The organism is Actinomycetospora atypica, assembly GCF_042653685.1.
GTDB lineage: Bacteria > Actinomycetota > Actinomycetes > Mycobacteriales > Pseudonocardiaceae > Actinomycetospora > Actinomycetospora atypica.
Window position 1 is genome coordinate 86,678 of sequence record NZ_JBHSIV010000017.1, and the last position, 15,062, is coordinate 101,739.

Annotated in this window: 12 protein-coding genes; 2 read left to right on the plus strand and 10 right to left on the minus strand. The window is 76.4% G+C overall.

Translation table 11 applies throughout. The annotated features are described in order from the left end of the window. Window positions 1-20 precede the first annotated feature (20 nt). The 5 genes from ACFPBZ_RS16805 to ACFPBZ_RS16825 form a co-directional block, all read right to left on the minus strand. Window positions 21-1,235 carry an NADP-dependent isocitrate dehydrogenase gene (locus tag ACFPBZ_RS16805; protein ID WP_378037230.1) on the minus strand — a complete coding sequence of 405 codons (1,215 nt, stop codon included), beginning with the start codon at window positions 1,233-1,235 and terminating at the stop codon, window positions 21-23. A gap of 150 nt (window positions 1,236-1,385) precedes the next feature. After that, entirely contained in the window at window positions 1,386-1,838 is a 453-nt protein-coding gene (locus tag ACFPBZ_RS16810) for a DUF3017 domain-containing protein (protein WP_378037231.1), read from the minus strand. After that, complete coding sequence (locus ACFPBZ_RS16815; protein WP_378037232.1) at window positions 1,835-2,686, minus strand: bifunctional methylenetetrahydrofolate dehydrogenase/methenyltetrahydrofolate cyclohydrolase; 852 nt, start codon at window positions 2,684-2,686, stop codon at window positions 1,835-1,837. Before ACFPBZ_RS16815 ends, ACFPBZ_RS16810 begins: the two co-directional genes overlap by 4 nt. A 7-nt stretch (window positions 2,687-2,693) precedes the next feature. Continuing rightward, on the minus strand, window positions 2,694-4,628 hold the full coding sequence (locus ACFPBZ_RS16820) for an NAD-binding protein (protein ID WP_378037233.1): 1,935 nt from the start codon (window positions 4,626-4,628) through the stop codon (window positions 2,694-2,696). Beyond that, a complete protein-coding gene (locus tag ACFPBZ_RS16825) occupies window positions 4,618-5,190 on the minus strand; it encodes a hypothetical protein (RefSeq protein WP_378037234.1) in 573 nt (190 codons plus the stop codon). Before ACFPBZ_RS16825 ends, ACFPBZ_RS16820 begins: the two co-directional genes overlap by 11 nt. A 177-nt stretch (window positions 5,191-5,367) precedes the next feature. Here ACFPBZ_RS16825 and ACFPBZ_RS16830 point away from each other — a divergent pair, with 177 nt between their 5' ends. After that, window positions 5,368-6,036 carry a GPR1/FUN34/YaaH family transporter gene (locus ACFPBZ_RS16830; RefSeq protein WP_378037235.1) on the plus strand — a complete coding sequence of 223 codons (669 nt, stop codon included), beginning with the start codon at window positions 5,368-5,370 and terminating at the stop codon, window positions 6,034-6,036. A gap of 80 nt (window positions 6,037-6,116) precedes the next feature. On the opposite strand, the gene ACFPBZ_RS16835 is transcribed toward ACFPBZ_RS16830, so the two are convergent. The 3 genes from ACFPBZ_RS16835 to ACFPBZ_RS16845 all read right to left on the minus strand — a co-directional run bounded on the left by ACFPBZ_RS16835 (window position 6,117) and on the right by ACFPBZ_RS16845 (window position 12,062). Beyond that, complete coding sequence (locus ACFPBZ_RS16835) at window positions 6,117-9,581, minus strand: error-prone DNA polymerase (protein ID WP_378037236.1); 3,465 nt, start codon at window positions 9,579-9,581, stop codon at window positions 6,117-6,119. 88 nt (window positions 9,582-9,669) lie between these two features. Next, window positions 9,670-10,200 carry a hypothetical protein gene (locus tag ACFPBZ_RS16840; protein WP_378037237.1) on the minus strand — a complete coding sequence of 177 codons (531 nt, stop codon included), beginning with the start codon at window positions 10,198-10,200 and terminating at the stop codon, window positions 9,670-9,672. Then, window positions 10,194-12,062: a DEAD/DEAH box helicase gene (locus ACFPBZ_RS16845; RefSeq protein ID WP_378037238.1), complete on the minus strand. Its 1,869-nt coding sequence runs from the start codon at window positions 12,060-12,062 to the stop codon at window positions 10,194-10,196. The genes ACFPBZ_RS16840 and ACFPBZ_RS16845 overlap by 7 nt, the downstream gene beginning before the upstream one ends. 39 nt (window positions 12,063-12,101) lie before the next feature. On the opposite strand from ACFPBZ_RS16845, the gene ACFPBZ_RS16850 reads away from it, so the two are divergent. Continuing rightward, complete coding sequence (locus ACFPBZ_RS16850) at window positions 12,102-12,512, plus strand: VOC family protein (RefSeq protein ID WP_378037239.1); 411 nt, start codon at window positions 12,102-12,104, stop codon at window positions 12,510-12,512. On the opposite strand, the gene ACFPBZ_RS16855 is transcribed toward ACFPBZ_RS16850, so the two are convergent. Beyond that, window positions 12,503-14,215, minus strand: coding sequence for a DNA polymerase Y family protein (locus tag ACFPBZ_RS16855; protein WP_378037240.1), 1,713 nt, complete (start codon window positions 14,213-14,215; stop codon window positions 12,503-12,505). The two genes, ACFPBZ_RS16850 and ACFPBZ_RS16855, sit on opposite strands and share 10 nt — an antisense overlap. Continuing rightward, on the minus strand, window positions 14,212-15,012 hold the full coding sequence (locus ACFPBZ_RS16860; protein ID WP_378037241.1) for a hypothetical protein: 801 nt from the start codon (window positions 15,010-15,012) through the stop codon (window positions 14,212-14,214). The genes ACFPBZ_RS16855 and ACFPBZ_RS16860 overlap by 4 nt, the downstream gene beginning before the upstream one ends. Between the last annotated feature and the right edge of the window lie 50 nt (window positions 15,013-15,062).

Sequence of the window (15,062 nt, forward strand, 5' to 3'; positions counted from 1 at the left end):
CCGGACGGGCCTCGGGAAGGTCAGGCCATGGCCTTCTGCAGGCCCTCGTCGATCGCGTCGAGGAAGTCCTGGGTGTTGAGGTACGGCGCGTCCTTGCCGATCAGCAGCGCCAGGTCCTTGGTCATCTTGCCGTCCTCGACGGTCTGCACGCAGACCTGCTCGAGCTTCTCGGCGAAGTCGACCAGCTGGTCGTTCCCGTCGAGACGACCGCGCTGGGCGAGGCCGCGCGACCAGGCGAAGATCGACGCGATCGGGTTGGTCGACGTCTCCTTGCCCTGCTGGTGCTGCCGGAAGTGGCGGGTCACGGTGCCGTGGGCGGCCTCGGACTCGACGGTGCCGTCGGGCGTCATGAGCACGGAGGTCATGAGGCCGAGCGAGCCGAAGCCCTGCGCGACGATGTCGGACTGGACGTCGCCGTCGTAGTTCTTGCAGGCCCAGACGTAGCCGCCCTCCCACTTGATGGCGGCGGCGACCATGTCGTCGATCAGGCGGTGCTCGTAGGTGAGCCCGGCCTTCTCGAAGTCCTCCTTGAACTCCTTCTCGAAGATCTCCTCGAAGGTGTCGCGGAACATGCCGTCGTAGGCCTTGAGGATGGTGTTCTTCGTCGACATGTAGACCGGGAAGTTCCGGTCCAGGCCGTAGCGCAGCGAGGCGCGGGCGAAGTCGACGATGGAGTCCTTGAAGTTGTACATCCCCAGCGCGACGCCGCCGTTCTCCGGGAACTCGGCGACCTGCACCTCGTAGGGCTCGCTGCCGTCGGCCGGCGTGTAGGTGATCGTCACCGTGCCGGGGCCGGGGACCTTGAAGTCCTGGGCCAGGTACTGGTCGGCGTGGGCGTGACGCCCGACGACGATCGGCTTGGTCCAGTGCGGGACGTAGCGCGGGATGTTCTGGCAGACGATCGGCTCGCGGAAGATGACGCCGCCGAGGATGTTGCGGATCGTCCCGTTGGGCGAGCGGTACATCCGCTTGAGGCCGAACTCCTCGACCCGCGCCTCGTCGGGCGTGATCGTCGCGCACTTGACGCCGACGCCGTGCTTCTTGATCGCCTTCGCCGCGTCGACGGTGACCTGGTCGTCGGTCTCGTCGCGGTGCTCGATCCCGAGGTCGTAGTACTCGAGGTCGATGTCGAGATAGGGGTGGATCAGCTTGTCCTTGATGAACTGCCAGATGATCCGGGTCATCTCGTCGCCATCGAGCTCGACGACGGTGCCCTCAACCTTGATCTTCGCCACGGAAGTGGACTCTCCTCTCGCGCCAGGTCACGGCGCCGCACGGACTAGGGCGCGCCGGGTGATATCCCGACTTCCCTCTTCCCGCACGCTATCAACGCGACACCTGACCCGATCGGCCTCGGCCCCGTCGACCGGGTCACCCCCGCGCCGTCACCGGCTCGCGAGCGGACCTCCGGTGATTGTGAGCGACACCAGGACGACGACCACGCCGAAGGCGGCGTAGGTGAGGACGTCGGTGCGGCGGGGCCGCACCGCCAGCAGGCCCGCGGTGCGGTCGGGCAGCGCGACCCGCAGCACCGCCGCGACCAGCAGCGCGAGCCCCAGCACCGTCGTGCCCTCCCGCCAGTGCTGCAGCCCGATCCGCCAGAACGCCACCACGACGACCGCGAGCACCACCGCGAGCGGCGCCTGCGCCCGGAGCCGCCGGCCGAGGGCGCGGGCGTAGTCGCCGGCGGTGCGCGGGGCGCGCGCGTGCCGGGGCCCGTCGGCCACGGTGGTGCCGCCGGTCTCCGGGGCGTCCTCCGTCGCCGGGGCGGGCTCCGGGTCGGGCGTCGGGGGTCCGGGCGTCGGGGGTCCGGGCGTCGCGGCGCCGGGCGTCGTCATGCCCCCGCGGCCTCCGCCCGCTCCACGACGTTGGTCAGCAGCATCGCCCGCGTCATCGGCCCGACCCCGCCGGGGTTCGGCGCGACGAAGCCCGCGACCTCGCGGACGTCGTCGGCGACGTCGCCCAGGATGCCGTCGGGGCCGCGCGAGACCCCGACGTCGAGGACGGCCGCGCCGGGCGCGACGAGGTCGGCGGTGACGATGCCGGGGACGCCGGCGGCCGCCACGACGATGTCGGCCGCGCGGGTCTCGGCGGCGAGGTCGCGGGTGCCCGTGTGGCACAGGGTCACGGTCGCGTTCTCGCTGCGCCGGGTCAGCAGCAGGCCCAGCGGGCGGCCGACAGTCAGGCCGCGCCCGAGCACGGTCACCTTCGCGCCGTCGATCGGCACGTCGTAGCGGCGCAGCAGCTCGACGATCCCGCGCGGCGTGCACGGCAGGGGCGCGGGCTCGTTCAGCACGAGCCGACCGAGGTTGGTGGGGTGCAGCCCGTCGGCGTCCTTGTCCGGGTCGATGCGCTCGAGCACCGCGTTGGCGTCGATCCCCTTCGGCAGGGGCAGCTGGACGATGTAGCCGGTGCACGCCGGGTCGGCGTTGAGCTCGTCGACGGCCCGCTCGACGTCGGCCTGGGTGGCGTCGGCGGGCAGGTCGCGGCGGATCGAGGTGATGCCGACCTTCGCGCAGTCGCGGTGCTTGGCCCGCACGTAGGACTGCGACCCCGGGTCGTCGCCGACGAGCACCGTGCCCAACCCGGGCGTGCGCCCGTCCGCGGTGAGCTTCGCGACCCGCTCCGAGAGCTCGGAGATGATCGTCGCCAGGGTGGCCTTGCCGTCGAGGATCGTCGCCGTCACTCCCCCATCATTCCCCGCGTCGCCCGGCCGCGGCAGGGGCCTCGGCACGGGAGCGGGCGAGCACCTCGAGCAGCTCCTCGTCGGGTCCCACGAGGAACGCCTCGTCGCCGGCCGCGAACCGGGTGTCGCGCCGGGGCGGGTGCTCGAGGGACGTGTCCCCGTCGGCCCGCCGCAGCCCGACGACCCGCGTCCGCGCCGAGAGGTCCCGCATCGCGAGCCCGTCGAGCCCGCTGTGCGCCTCCACCCGCAGGCGCCCGAGCAGGAAGGCCTGGCCGTGCACCGGGAAGGTGCCGAGCACGTCGAGGCCGAGGGCGGCCCCGACGAACCAGGGCGCAGCGAGCTCGGCCAGCGAGCGCACCGAGCCGAAGCCGAAGCGGGCGGACACGGTGCGCGCGAGCTCGCGGTCGCCGAGCCGCAGGACCACCGGCACCTCCGCCCACCGCGGGGCGAGCAGGTCGCGCACCGCGAGACCGGTCTCGATGTTGGCCATGTCGTCGCTGGTGAGCACGGCGACCGCCGCGGCCCGCGGCACCCGGGCGTCGCGCAGCACCGACGGGGTGGTGGCGTCGCCGAGCACCACCGGCACGCCGACCGCACGGGCCCGGGGCAGGTGGCGGTTGCGCGGGTCGGCCTCGACCACCACGACGTCGCGGCCACGGGCGGTGAGCGCCTCCATCACCGACACCCCGACCGCGCCCAGGCCGACGATCACGACGTGCCCGGCGGCCGTCGACGCCGCCCGCTGCCCGGCGGTCGCGGCGAGCCGGCGGCTGATGAGCATGTCGGTGAAGAAGGCGATGGGGATCGCGGTGGTGACGATGCCCGCGAGCATCAGGAACACCGCCCAGAGCCGGAGCCACACGGCCTGGTCGGCGAAGCTGAAGTCGCCGAACCCGACCGTCGCGACCGACTCGACGGTGAAGTACAGCGCGTCGACCACCGCCATCGGTCGGCCGTCGTCGTAGCGGTACCCGAGCGAGATCACCGCCGTCGAGAGCGCCAACAGCCCGACGAGGGCCGCGAGCGCCCAGCGCAGCCCCTTGTCCGACTCGCGCCCGAGCGCGACCACCGCGGCCACTGCCCGCCGCGCCGCGCCGGCCCGCCCGTGGGCGGCGTCCGGGTCGTGGCCGCCGCCCCGGCGGGTGGTGGGGCGCCGGACGGTGGGGTGGCGGGCGACGGGACCGAGGGAGCCCGCCCCGGGCGGGACCACGGTGGCGACGCCGGCCGCGGCGATCTCGGCGTCGCTGCCGAGCACCGTCACCGCCTCGCCCGGGGCCACCCGGTGGTCGCGCCCGGGACACAGGAGGGTGACCCCGTGGTGGTCGGTCACCGCGAGCGGTGCCAGGTCGCCGTAGAGCTCGCGTAGTGTCGCGGGGGCCGGGGAGCCGGTCGCGGGGTCGGCGGTCGCGGGGGACGGGGCGGCGGTCGCGACGGCCACGAACCGGTGTCCGCCCACGTCCAGGGCGTGCGCCGGGCTCTGCAGGCAGACCTCGACGAGCGCCGGGGTGACGAGGTCGGCCACGTCGAGGACCGTGCCCGGTCCCGGGTCGTCGGCCACCGCCCGGCCGATCGCGGCGTTGCCGAGGGCGGTGACGATGCGGACGTCGGGCCGGTGCTCGCGGACGTGCAGCGCGACGTGCAGGTTGTGCAGTTCCCCGGCGTCGCCCGGCTCGACGCAGACCACGGCGCGCGCCCCGGCGAGCCCGGCCGCCTCGAGACCGCCGGACAGGTCGGCGCCGAGGCCGATCAGCGGCACGCCCGCCGGGGCGGGAGGCCGCGGCCCCCGGCCGGGCGGGGGTGCGGCGTCGAGGACCACCACCGGCTCCCCGCGGTGGTGCAACTGTTCGACGATCCGCCGACCCAGGTCGCCGCGCCCGCAGACGATCACGTGACCGCACCAGGACGCGGTGTCGTGCTCGGGGCCGTCCCCGTCAGTGCGCACGGCGGTCGAGCGCGGCCTGGGCGCCCGCCACCGCGGCGGCGTAGACCATGTGCTGGGCGAGGCTGACGGTCATCAGCCGCGGCGTCCATCGCCAGGGCACGGGGGTGTCACCCAGGACGGGGAACAGCGACAGGGCCATCGTCTGGCACCCGAGGAAGAAGACGGTTCCCGCCGCGGGCTCCCCGCCGAGCGTGTGCCGCAGCAGGGCGTGGCCGGCCCCGACGGCCGAGCCGTAGCCCCAGTGCACGACCCGGAAGAGCACCCGCCGGGCCCCGGGGCTCCGGGGCGCCCGCCCGGTGACGGCCTGCAGCAGGGTCCCGGCGGCGATGACGACGTGGTCGCTGTCGTCGTAGTCGAGGATCTCGGTGATCTCCGAGGGGGCCATCCCGCGGCGGCGGGCGTAGACCTCGCGGTACAGCAGGCCGGTGACGGACATCGCGGCGGTCCCGGCGGCGCCGGCCACCACACCGGTCAGGAGACGGCGGGGCAGTCCCCCGCCCACCGCCCGGCCCGGTCGGAGAGCGCCGGCGAGCGCGTGCGACGAACCGGATCCGTATCCCATGGTCACGAGCTTGCCTGACCCGCTCACTGTCCGTCCGTCGGCAAAGCCCCTACCGATTGCTGGTTCCCCGTAAGCGGTGTGCGAGATCACACTCGATCGGTCAGCGGGCGGCCGACGCGAGCGGAGAGCAACGCCCACGTCCGGTCGGCCCGTACGGAACGGCACGAAGGAGTGGCGATGACCACGGTCGACGAGACTACGGGGGCGCACGCCGCCGATACCCGGGCGGCGGACGCGGCCGCGGCGGAGACGGCGGCCGCCGGGGCGAACCCGGCCCTGATCGGGGTGCCGACGTTCGTGATCGGGTCGGTGGCCCTGGGGCTCTACCTCATCGGGTTCACCGGTTCCTCGGCGAACGCGGCGATCGGCATGGTCCCGATCCTGTTGGTCTGCACCGGCCTCGGGCAGACCATCGCCGCCCTGTGGGCGATCCGGGTGGGGGCCGGTGCGGTGGCGGCGATCTTCGGGATCTTCGCCGGGTTCTGGTTGAGCTTCGGGACGCTGGTGGTGGGGCTCGGGCACAACTGGTTCGGGGACGCCGCGGCGGACGGTGCGGCGGTGGCGGCGCAGGAGACGTTCCTGCTCACCTGGTTGATCGGCGTCGTGGTGCTGACGGTGGCCTCGCTGCGCCTGCCCGCGGCGTTCACGGTGCTCTTCGCGCTGATCGCCGTGGCGTTGCTGCTCGTCCTGCTCGGCACCTCGACCGGCTCCACGGGGCTGCTCTTCGGCGGCGGGATCGCGGTGTTCGCGTTCACCCTCATCGGCGTCTACCTGTTCCTCGACGCGATGGGCCAGGCCACCGGGGCGAAGGCCCTGCCGATGGGCAGGCCGCTCGTCGGGGGCTGACCGCCCCGATCCCGATGACGGGGGTGCCCCCGGCCGTTCGCACCGGCCGGGGACACCCCCGTCATTCTGCCGGGCGCCGATCACTGGAAATCACGCGACCGGGACGGGACGGACAACTCGAGCCGCTCCACCCGGTCGGCCACGAGGTTGACCACGCTCGGGGCGTCGTGCGCCCGCTCCACCCGCCCCCGGATCACCAGGGCGGCGCTGGTCCGCGCCACCACCCGGTGCCGCGCCCAGAGCCCCTCCGAGCAGACCACGTTGAGCATCCCCGTCTCGTCCTCGAGGTTGAGGAACGTGGTGCCGCCCGCCGTCGCCGGCCGCTGCCGGTGGGTGACGACCCCGCCGACCTCGATCCGCTCCCCCTCGGGCACCGTCGCCACCCCCGCGACGCTGTGGGCGCCGCGCGCCCGGAGCACGGCCCGCAGGTGCGACATCGGGTGGTCGTCCGGGGACAGCCCGGTGGCCCAGACGTCGGCGATCGTCAGCTCCACCGCGGACATGCCGGGCAGCGGCGGCGCGTCGAGCCCGACCGCGGAGCCGGGCAGGCGGTCGTGGCGGGCCCCGGCGCGGACCACGGCGGTCCCGGCGGCCGCCGCCCCGGCCGCCCACAGCGCCTCCCGCCGCGCCAGCCCGAAGCAGCCCAGGGCCCCGCCGGTGGCCAGGGCCTCCAGGTGCGCGGTGGTGAGGTCGGCCCGGCGGGCGAGGTCGGCCGGGCCGGTGAAGGCCCCGTCGCCGCGCGCCGCGACGATCCGGGCCGCGACCTCGTCGCCGAGCCCCCGGACCGAGGCCAGCCCCAGCCGGACCGCGACCTCGCCCTCGCTCGTCGGGTCGGGCTCCAGGCCGGGCTCCGCCCGGCTGAGCGAGACGTCGGGACCGTGGACGACCACCCCGTGCCGGCGCGCGTCGGCCACCAGGCTCTGCGGGGAGTAGAAGCCCATCGGCTGGGCCTGCAGCAGGGCCGCGCAGAACGCCGCCGGGAAGTAGTGCTTGTACCAGGCCGAGACGTAGACCAGCGACGCGAAGCTGATCGAGTGGCTCTCCGGGAAGCCGAAGTTCGCGAACGCCTTGGTCTTGGCGAAGATCCGGTCGGCGAGCTCCCCGGTGATCTGGTTGCGGGCCATCCCGGCGTAGAACCGTTCCCGGAGCCGCTCGAGCCGCTCCTCGGACCGCTTGGCCGACAGCGCCCGGCGCAGCTCGTCGGCCTCGGCCGCGGAGAAGCCGGCGACGTCGGTGGCGAGCTGCATGAGCTGCTCCTGGAACAGCGGCACCCCGAGGGTCTTGCGCAGCGCCGGCTCGCAGAGCGGGTGGTCGAACACGACCGGCTCCAGCTTGTTCCGCCGCCGGATGTACGGGTGCACCGAGCCGCCCTGGATCGGGCCGGGCCGGATGAGCGCGACCTCCACCACGAGGTCGTAGAACATCCGCGGCTTCAGCCGGGGCAGGGTGGCCATCTGGGCCCGGGACTCGACCTGGAACACCCCCACCGAGTCGCCCCGCGCGAGCATCGCGAAGACCTCCGGGTCGTCGGGCTGGAGGTCGTGGAGGCGGAACCGGCGCCCGTGGTGCTCGGCGACGTGGTCGCTCGCGTAGTGCAGCACCGAGAGCATGCCCAGCCCGAGCAGGTCGAACTTGACCAGCCCGACCGCCGCGGCGTCGTCCTTGTCCCACTGGATGACGCTGCGGTTCTCCATGCGCGCCCACTCCACCGGCACCACCTGGTCGACCGGCCGGTCGCAGATGACCATGCCGCCGGAGTGGATGCCGAGGTGGCGGGGGAAGCCCGCGATCTCCTCGGCCAGGGTGGCCACCGAGCGGGGCATCCCGGGCACCTGGTCGCCGAGGTCGGCGCCGGGCCCCCAACGGTCGATGAGCTTGCTCCACGCGTCCTGCTGGCCCTGGGCGTAGCCGAGCGCCCGGGCCGCGTCGCGCACCGCCGAGCGCGGCCGGTAGGTGATGACGTTGGCGACCTGGGCGGCCCGGTCCCGGCCGTAGCGCTCGTAGACGTACTGGATGACCTCCTCGCGGCGGTCGGACTCGATGTCGAGGTCGATGTCGGGGTAGCCGTCGCGCTCCGGGGAGAGGAAGCGCTCGAAGAGCAGGTCGGCCGCCACCGCGTCGACGTGGGTGATCCCCAGCGCGAAGCAGACCGCCGAGTTCGCGGCCGATCCCCGCCCCTGGCAGTAGATGTCGGCCCGCTCGCAGAAGCCCACGATGTCGGCGACGATGAGGAAGTAGCCGGGGAACCCCTGGCCCTCGATGATCGCCATCTCGTGGTCGATCACCTCCCAGGCCCGCGGGTTGTCCGCCCGGCCGCCGTACCGGCCGCGGGCCCCGTGGTCGGTGAGGTGGCGCAGCCAGCTCGCCTCGGTCTCCCCCGCCGGCACGTCGAACGGCGGCAGCTCGGGGGCGAGCAGGGCCAGCTCGAACGCGCACTCCCGCCCGAGCACCGCGGCGTGCGTGACCGCCTCGGGATGACGGGCGAACCGGGCCGCCATCTCCGCGCCGGACCGCAGGTGGGCGGTGCCCGGCGGCAGCCAGCCCTCGGCCTCGTCGAGACTGCGGCGCGCCCGGACCGCCCCCAGCGCCGCCGCCACCCTCGCCCGGTCGGGCGTGGCGTAGTGCGCGGCCGTGCTCGCGACGGTGGGCAGCCCGGCCCGGGCCGCGAGCTCGGCGAGCAGGTCGTTGCGCTCCACGTCGACCGGCAGCCCGTGGTCGGTCAGCTCGACCGCCACCGACTCCGACCCGAACAGCCCCACCAGCCGGTCGAGCGCCCGCGCCGCCGCCGCCGGCCCGCCCGCCTCGAGCGCCCGGCGCACGTGCCCCTTGCGGCAGCCGGTGAGCACGACCACCCGGTCGCGCAGCGTCGCCGCGGTGCGCTCGAGCTCGTGCACCGGACGGCCCTTCTCCGCGTCGGGGTGCATCGCGGCCTCGGTGATCGCGCGGGAGATGGCGCGGTAGCCGTCGGGGTCGCGCGCCAGGACCAGCAGGTGCTCCCCCTCGGGATCGGCCACCCCGTTCTGCGGGCCGGAGAGCCCCAGCGAGAGCTCCGAGCCGAACACGGTCCGCACGTCGAGCTCGCGGGCGGCCTCGGCGAAGCGGACGACGCCGTACATCCCGTCGTGGTCGGTGAGCGCGATCGACTCCAGCCCGAGGCGGTGGGCCTCCTCGACGAGCTCCTCGGGCTGGCTCGCGCCGTCGAGGAAGCTGTAGGTGGAGTGGGCGTGGAGCTCGGCGTACGGGACCTTCGTCGCCGCGGCGGCACGGGGGCCGGCCGGGGGGCGGTACGGCGCGCGGGTGCGGCTCCAGGCCGGGGAGTCCCCGCCGTCGCCGGGGTGCACCTCGTCCCGGGTGGCGCGGCGCCGGGCGGGCGGGGCGGGGGCGGGCCCCGCGGTCACGTCGGCGGGGTGCAGCGTGCCGGGCCCGTCGACCTCGGGCCCCGGACGCACTCCCCGCCCGGGCGTCGCGGCGCGGGAGCGGCCCGGCTTCCCCGCGAGGATCCGCTCCATCTCCGACCAGCTCACCGCCGGATTGCCCCAGCCCATCGCGCTCCTCCACCCGTTCGGATCGAACATCTGTTCGATGCGAACGACTGTAGCCGCGGGGACCGACACCGTGGGGCGGGTTCCCCGATCAGGGCGTGGTGACGGTCCAGAAGGCGCCCGGGTCGAGGTCGGCGATCCGGATCCGCGTCGTGTCCCCCGCCCCCCACCGCGGCATCGAGCCGCGCAGCGTCGCGGCCAGGTCGGGGGCCTCGTCCACCCGCCGGGCGAGCTCGATCAGCACGGCGAGCGCGTGCACGCAGCGGCCGGTCCGGCCGCAGTCGCACGAGACCCGCACCGCGGCGTCGTCGGGAACCAGGGGGACGCCGGCCGCCGCCAGCTCCGCGACCGCCCCGTCCTCCGCGGCCGCCGCCAGCACCGTCGCGGCGGTGGCCCGGGCCTCGTCGTCCCAGACCGGGAAGACCACCTCGACACGGCGCGGCCGGCCGTCGTCGACCGTCGCGACGACGCGCCCCGGCTCCGTCCCGAGCGCCCCCACCCGGTCGTTGCGCGCGAGCGAGCGGGCCCGCGGGAGCCGGGGGTCCGGCCTCGTCACGCGGAGCGGCTCGGCCAGCCGCAGCCACGCGCGTCCCCGCGCGGTGGTGCCGAACTCGTTCAGCACGACCCCTCCAGCACGGCGCGCAGCTCCTCGTCCCCGAGCCGGGCGAGGGCGCCGACGGGGTCCCCGTCACCCTCGCCGAGCACGGCGGCCGCGAGGTCCCGCTTGCCGCGGTGCAGGTCGGCGACGAGCTGCTCGACGGTGCCGCGGGTGGTGAACGTGTGGACGGTGACGGTGCGCGTCTGACCGATCCGGTGCGCCCGGTCGGACGCCTGCGCCTCGACGGCCGGGTTCCACCAGCGGTCGAGGTGCAGCACGTGCGTGGCCCGGGTCAGGGTCAGCCCGGTACCCGCCGCCCGGAGGCTGAGCAGCAGCACCGGGGGCCCGTCGGTCGCCCCGAAGTCGGCGACGATCCGCTCCCGCGCCGCCCGCGACAGTCCGCCGTGCAGGAACGGGACCGGCCCGCCGACCGTCCGCGTCAGGTGCCGGGCCAGCAGGTCGCCCGCCTGCCGGTACTGGGTGAACACGAGGGCCGCCTCGCCGTTCGCGGTGATCTCGCCGAGCAGCTCGCAGAGCCGGTCGAACGAGGCGGACCGGCCCCCGAGCTCGTCGTCGGACGTCCCGACGAGTTCGGGGTGCACGCAGATCTGCTTGAGCCGGGTGAGCAGCGCCAGGACGCGGCCGCGCCGGTCCCGCCCGCCGCCGAGCCCCCGCCCCAGCGCGTCGTCCAGCGCCGTCCGGTGCAGCCGGCGCTGCTCCGTGGTCGGCTGCAGCTCGTGGGACAGGTCGAGCCGCGCGGGCAGCTCCGCGGCGACCTCCGCCTTGCGGCGGCGCAGCAGGTGCGGCCCGACGACGGCCGCCAGCCGTTCCGCGGCCGCCCCGGTCCCGCGCGACCGCAGCGCCGCGAAGCGCCGCCGGAACGCCGGCCGTGGACCGAGGACGTCGGGGGTGGTGAACGCGAGCAGCGCCCACAGGTCCTCGAGCCGGTTCTCCACCGGCGTCCCGGTCAGCGCGACCCGGCCGCGCGCGGAGAGCGCCCGGGCCCGCCGGGCGGTCGCGGTGTCCGGGTTCTTGACCTGCTGGGCCTCGTCGAGGACGACGACGTCCCAGGCGACCGCGGACAGGCGGTCGTCGGCCCGGAGCTGCCCGTAGGTCGCGACGACCACCGCACCCGGGTCGGGCGGCGGCCCGCCGCGGACGTGCTCGACGGCCGCCAGCCCCGGGGCGAAGCGGGCCAGCTCCCGCCCCCAGGACCCGACCACCGAGGCCGGGCACACCACCAGGTGCGGGCCCGGCCTCCCGACGAGGACCGCGATCGCCTGGACCGTCTTGCCCAGCCCCATCTCGTCGGCGAGCAGCGCGCCGCCCTCGGTGTCCAGCCGCTCGGCGAGCCAGTGCGCCCCGGCCCGCTGGTAGGGGCGCAGCCGGTGCCACACCTCCGGCGCGTCGGGCGAGGCGGTGCGGACCGCGCGGGCGGCGGCCTCCACCGCGACCCTGGCCGTCCAGACGGACGCCCCGTCACTCCCGACGCCGGCGTGCGCGGCGACCGGGAGGGACGCGGCGAGGCGGTCGAGCTCGTCGGGTCCCGGCTCCGGCTCCGCCACGAGCCGCACGGCGAGGTCGCGCCACGCCCGGGCGGAGCAGCCCCACCCCTCGACCGGCGTGGTCCCGGCCAGCGCCGCGACCGTCGGGGCGGCGGGGCTCACGGCGGCCGGGAGCGGGTCGGTGACCATCACCCCGTCCTCCGGGCGGGCGAGCCGCACCCGCTCGGGCGAGGCGTCGAGTCCGAGGCCCACCGCGGTCGCGAGCGGGTCGGTCCCGCCCCACCACGCGAAGGCCTCGCGTTCCACCAGGAAGCTGAGCTGCGCCGATCCGATCCCCACCACGTCACCCTGGATAGCAGCGCGGGCCCGGTCGGCGCACATGCCTGTTGCCGTACCGGGAGGTCCGGACACGATACCGACATGACGGCTCCCGTGATCCTCTCCCTGCCCACCGACGACCGCGTCCGCGCCCACGCCTTCTACCGCGACGGCCTCGGGTTCCCGGCGGTCGGCGAGCCCGCGGAGGACGGCGTCCCGGAGCCCCTGGTCGTGGTGGTCGGCGACGGGCTGCACCTGATGTTCATCCCCCGGGGCGGGTTCGGGTGGGTCACCGGCGACCACGAGGTCGCCGCCCCGGGGACGAGCGAGTGCCTGCTGTCGCTGCCGGCGGCCTCCGACGACGAGGTCGAGGCCGTGTTCGCCCGGGCCGAGGCGGCGGGCGCCCGGGTGGTCGAGCGACCCGCCGCCCCGCCGTGGGGCGGGTACTCCGCGACCTTCGCCGACCCCGACGGGCACCTCTGGCAGGTCGCGCGCGAACCCGCTCAGTCGTAGGTCCCCTCCACGCTCCACCGGTCGTCGCGCAGCACGAGCAGCAGGGCGAGCCCCGCCGCGTCGGCGGAGGACGCGACCGGGTCGGGCGCCAGGTCGGCCGCCGGGTCGGGGTCGGCGTCCTCGCCGGGCTCCGGCACGCACACCACCTGCACCCGCAGACAGCCGACCGGGGCCCGCGGGTCCCACCAGCGCCCCTCCTCCGGCCATGGCCCGCCCCAGGCGCGCACCGGGGCGACCTCCTCCTCGCCCAGCCCCACGAACGCCGGCGCCGCGGACAACCGCCCCCGGGGGGCGGCGCGCACCGGGTGCCCGGCGGCGTCGAGGACCCGCGCCGGGACCGGCTCCGGAGGCACCGTCGAGGGCGACGGCGCCGGGAGCGCCCCCGGCCACGGCGCCTCCGGGTCGAGCGCCGGCGTGCGCTCGTCGCCCCACGGCACCGCCCGGATCCGCTCGGCGGGCCCGCGCCCCCCGCCGGGCACCCCGGTGAGCACCTCCTCCGGCCCGAGCAGGCCCTGCACCCGCACCAGGGCCCGGCCGGCGCGCTCGTCGGCCACCCCGGTCTCGCCCCACAGCCCGAGCTGCAGCCGCCCCGCGTCGACGACCTCCTCGGGCACCAGCCGCAGCACCGCCAGCCCGTCGTCGCCGCGCCCGGAGCCGACGCGCCGGGAGAGCCACCCCTCGAGCTGCCAGCGCACCCGGTCGGCGGTGGCGGCCGGGGTGAGCGGCTCGGCGCACCGCCAGGTGCGGGCCAGCTCCTCGCCGGTGGTGGTGCGGGCCTGCACCCCGAGCCGGGTGCAGGCGAGCCCGGCGTCGCCCAGCGCGAGGTGCAGCCGCTCGGCGAGCGCCCGGGAGGCGAACGCCGCGGCGTCGACGCGGTCGACCGGCGGGTCGAGGGGGACCTCGACGGTGAGCTCGTCGGGCACGCGGCGCCGCGAGGGCGGGCGCTCGTCGAGGCCCCGGGCGATCCGGTGGGCCCGGACCGCCGCGGCGTCGAACCGGGACGCGACGTCGCCCGCCGGGAGCCCGGCGAAGTCCCCGAGCGTGGTGAGCCCGAGCCGGCGCAGCAGCCCGACCAGCTCGGCCCGGGCGGTGGCACCCGGCACGTCGGCCCCGGCGGTGTCGGGCTCGACCCCCGGCTCCAGCTCCAGCTCGGCGACGGGCCGCGGCGCGAGGAACGCCCGCGACTCCCCCGGCGGCACGATCACGCTGTGCCGCGCGGCGATCGCGGCGGCGAACACGCCGTCGGCCACCCCGACCTGGCACTCCACCCGCGCCCGGGCCGCGACGTGGTCGACCAGCCGCTCCGCCACCGTGTCCTCGCCGCCGAAGTAGCGCGCCGGACCCCGCGCCGCGAGCACGACGAGACCGGGCCGGATGACCTCGACCCCCGGCGTGAGCTCCTCCACCGCCCCGGCGACCACCTCGAAGGCCCGCGCGTCGCGGTCGGGGTCGCGGCCCAGCACCGCGAGGTCGGGGCAGCGCGACTGCGCCTCGCGCCGCCGCAGGCCACGCCGGACCCCCTGGGCCCGGGCGGTGGCCGAGCACGCCACCACGCGGTGGGCGACGAGCACCGCGGCCGGCCGGTCGGCCGGGATCCCCGACTCGGCGCAGGCCGCGATCACCGGCCAGTCGGGGCACCACAGCGCGACCACCCGGGCCGAACCCCGCTCCGCCCCGTCTCCCGGGGAACCGCCCGCGCTCACCCCGTCCTCGCCGGCCGGTCGGCCCCGAGCGGAGCCGGCTCCACCGTCTCCCCGGGGACCGGGGCGCACCCGCCGCCGGGACCGGGCAGCAGCACGTCCGAGCGCAGCTCGTGGGCACGCCCCCGCGCCGCGCACCGCAGGTGCACCCGCCGCGACCGCAGCCGGCCGGCGCCGTCGCCCAGCAGGCCCGACCAGGTGCCGCCGGCGGCGTGCAGCTCGACGTCGGCCCCCGGCCACGCCCCGACCGGGACGAGCACCGCCCCCTTCTGCCGCACCCGCGCCGCGAGCCGCTGGCGGTCCCCCGCCCGCCACGCCGACGCGCCCCCGAGCACGACGACGTCCACCCCGTCGACCAGCGCGGCGACCACGGTGGCCGGGCGCGGCCCGGGCCGCGGGACCAGCGCCGTGCGCGCGAGATCGAGCCCCGCCTCGTCCGCGGCGGCCAGCCCGACCCCCGGCAGGCCCACCAGCGCGCACCACGACCCCGCCCGCGACGCCTCCGCCACCAGGGCCAGCAGCAGCGCGGTCGACCCGTGCACCGACACCGTCGAGCCCCGCCGCAGCCCGCCCCACGGCAGCAGGCCGGTCAGCGGACCGGCCACCGGGAGCAGCGCACCGTCGTGATCGCGCGCCGGCTCCGGCTCGGGCTCCACGACCGCCACGGGAGGTGCCGGTGCCGCCCCGACGTGCGACGCTGCTCGTCGGGCTCCACCCCGACCGGGCAGGTCCGAGGCACGGACCAGCCCCAGCTGGGAGATCCGGTCGGAGAGCACCTCGCGCGGAGCCGGTGTCGACATCGAGCCCTCCTCGTCATCGAACACGTGTTCGAACGAGGAGAACGCTAACC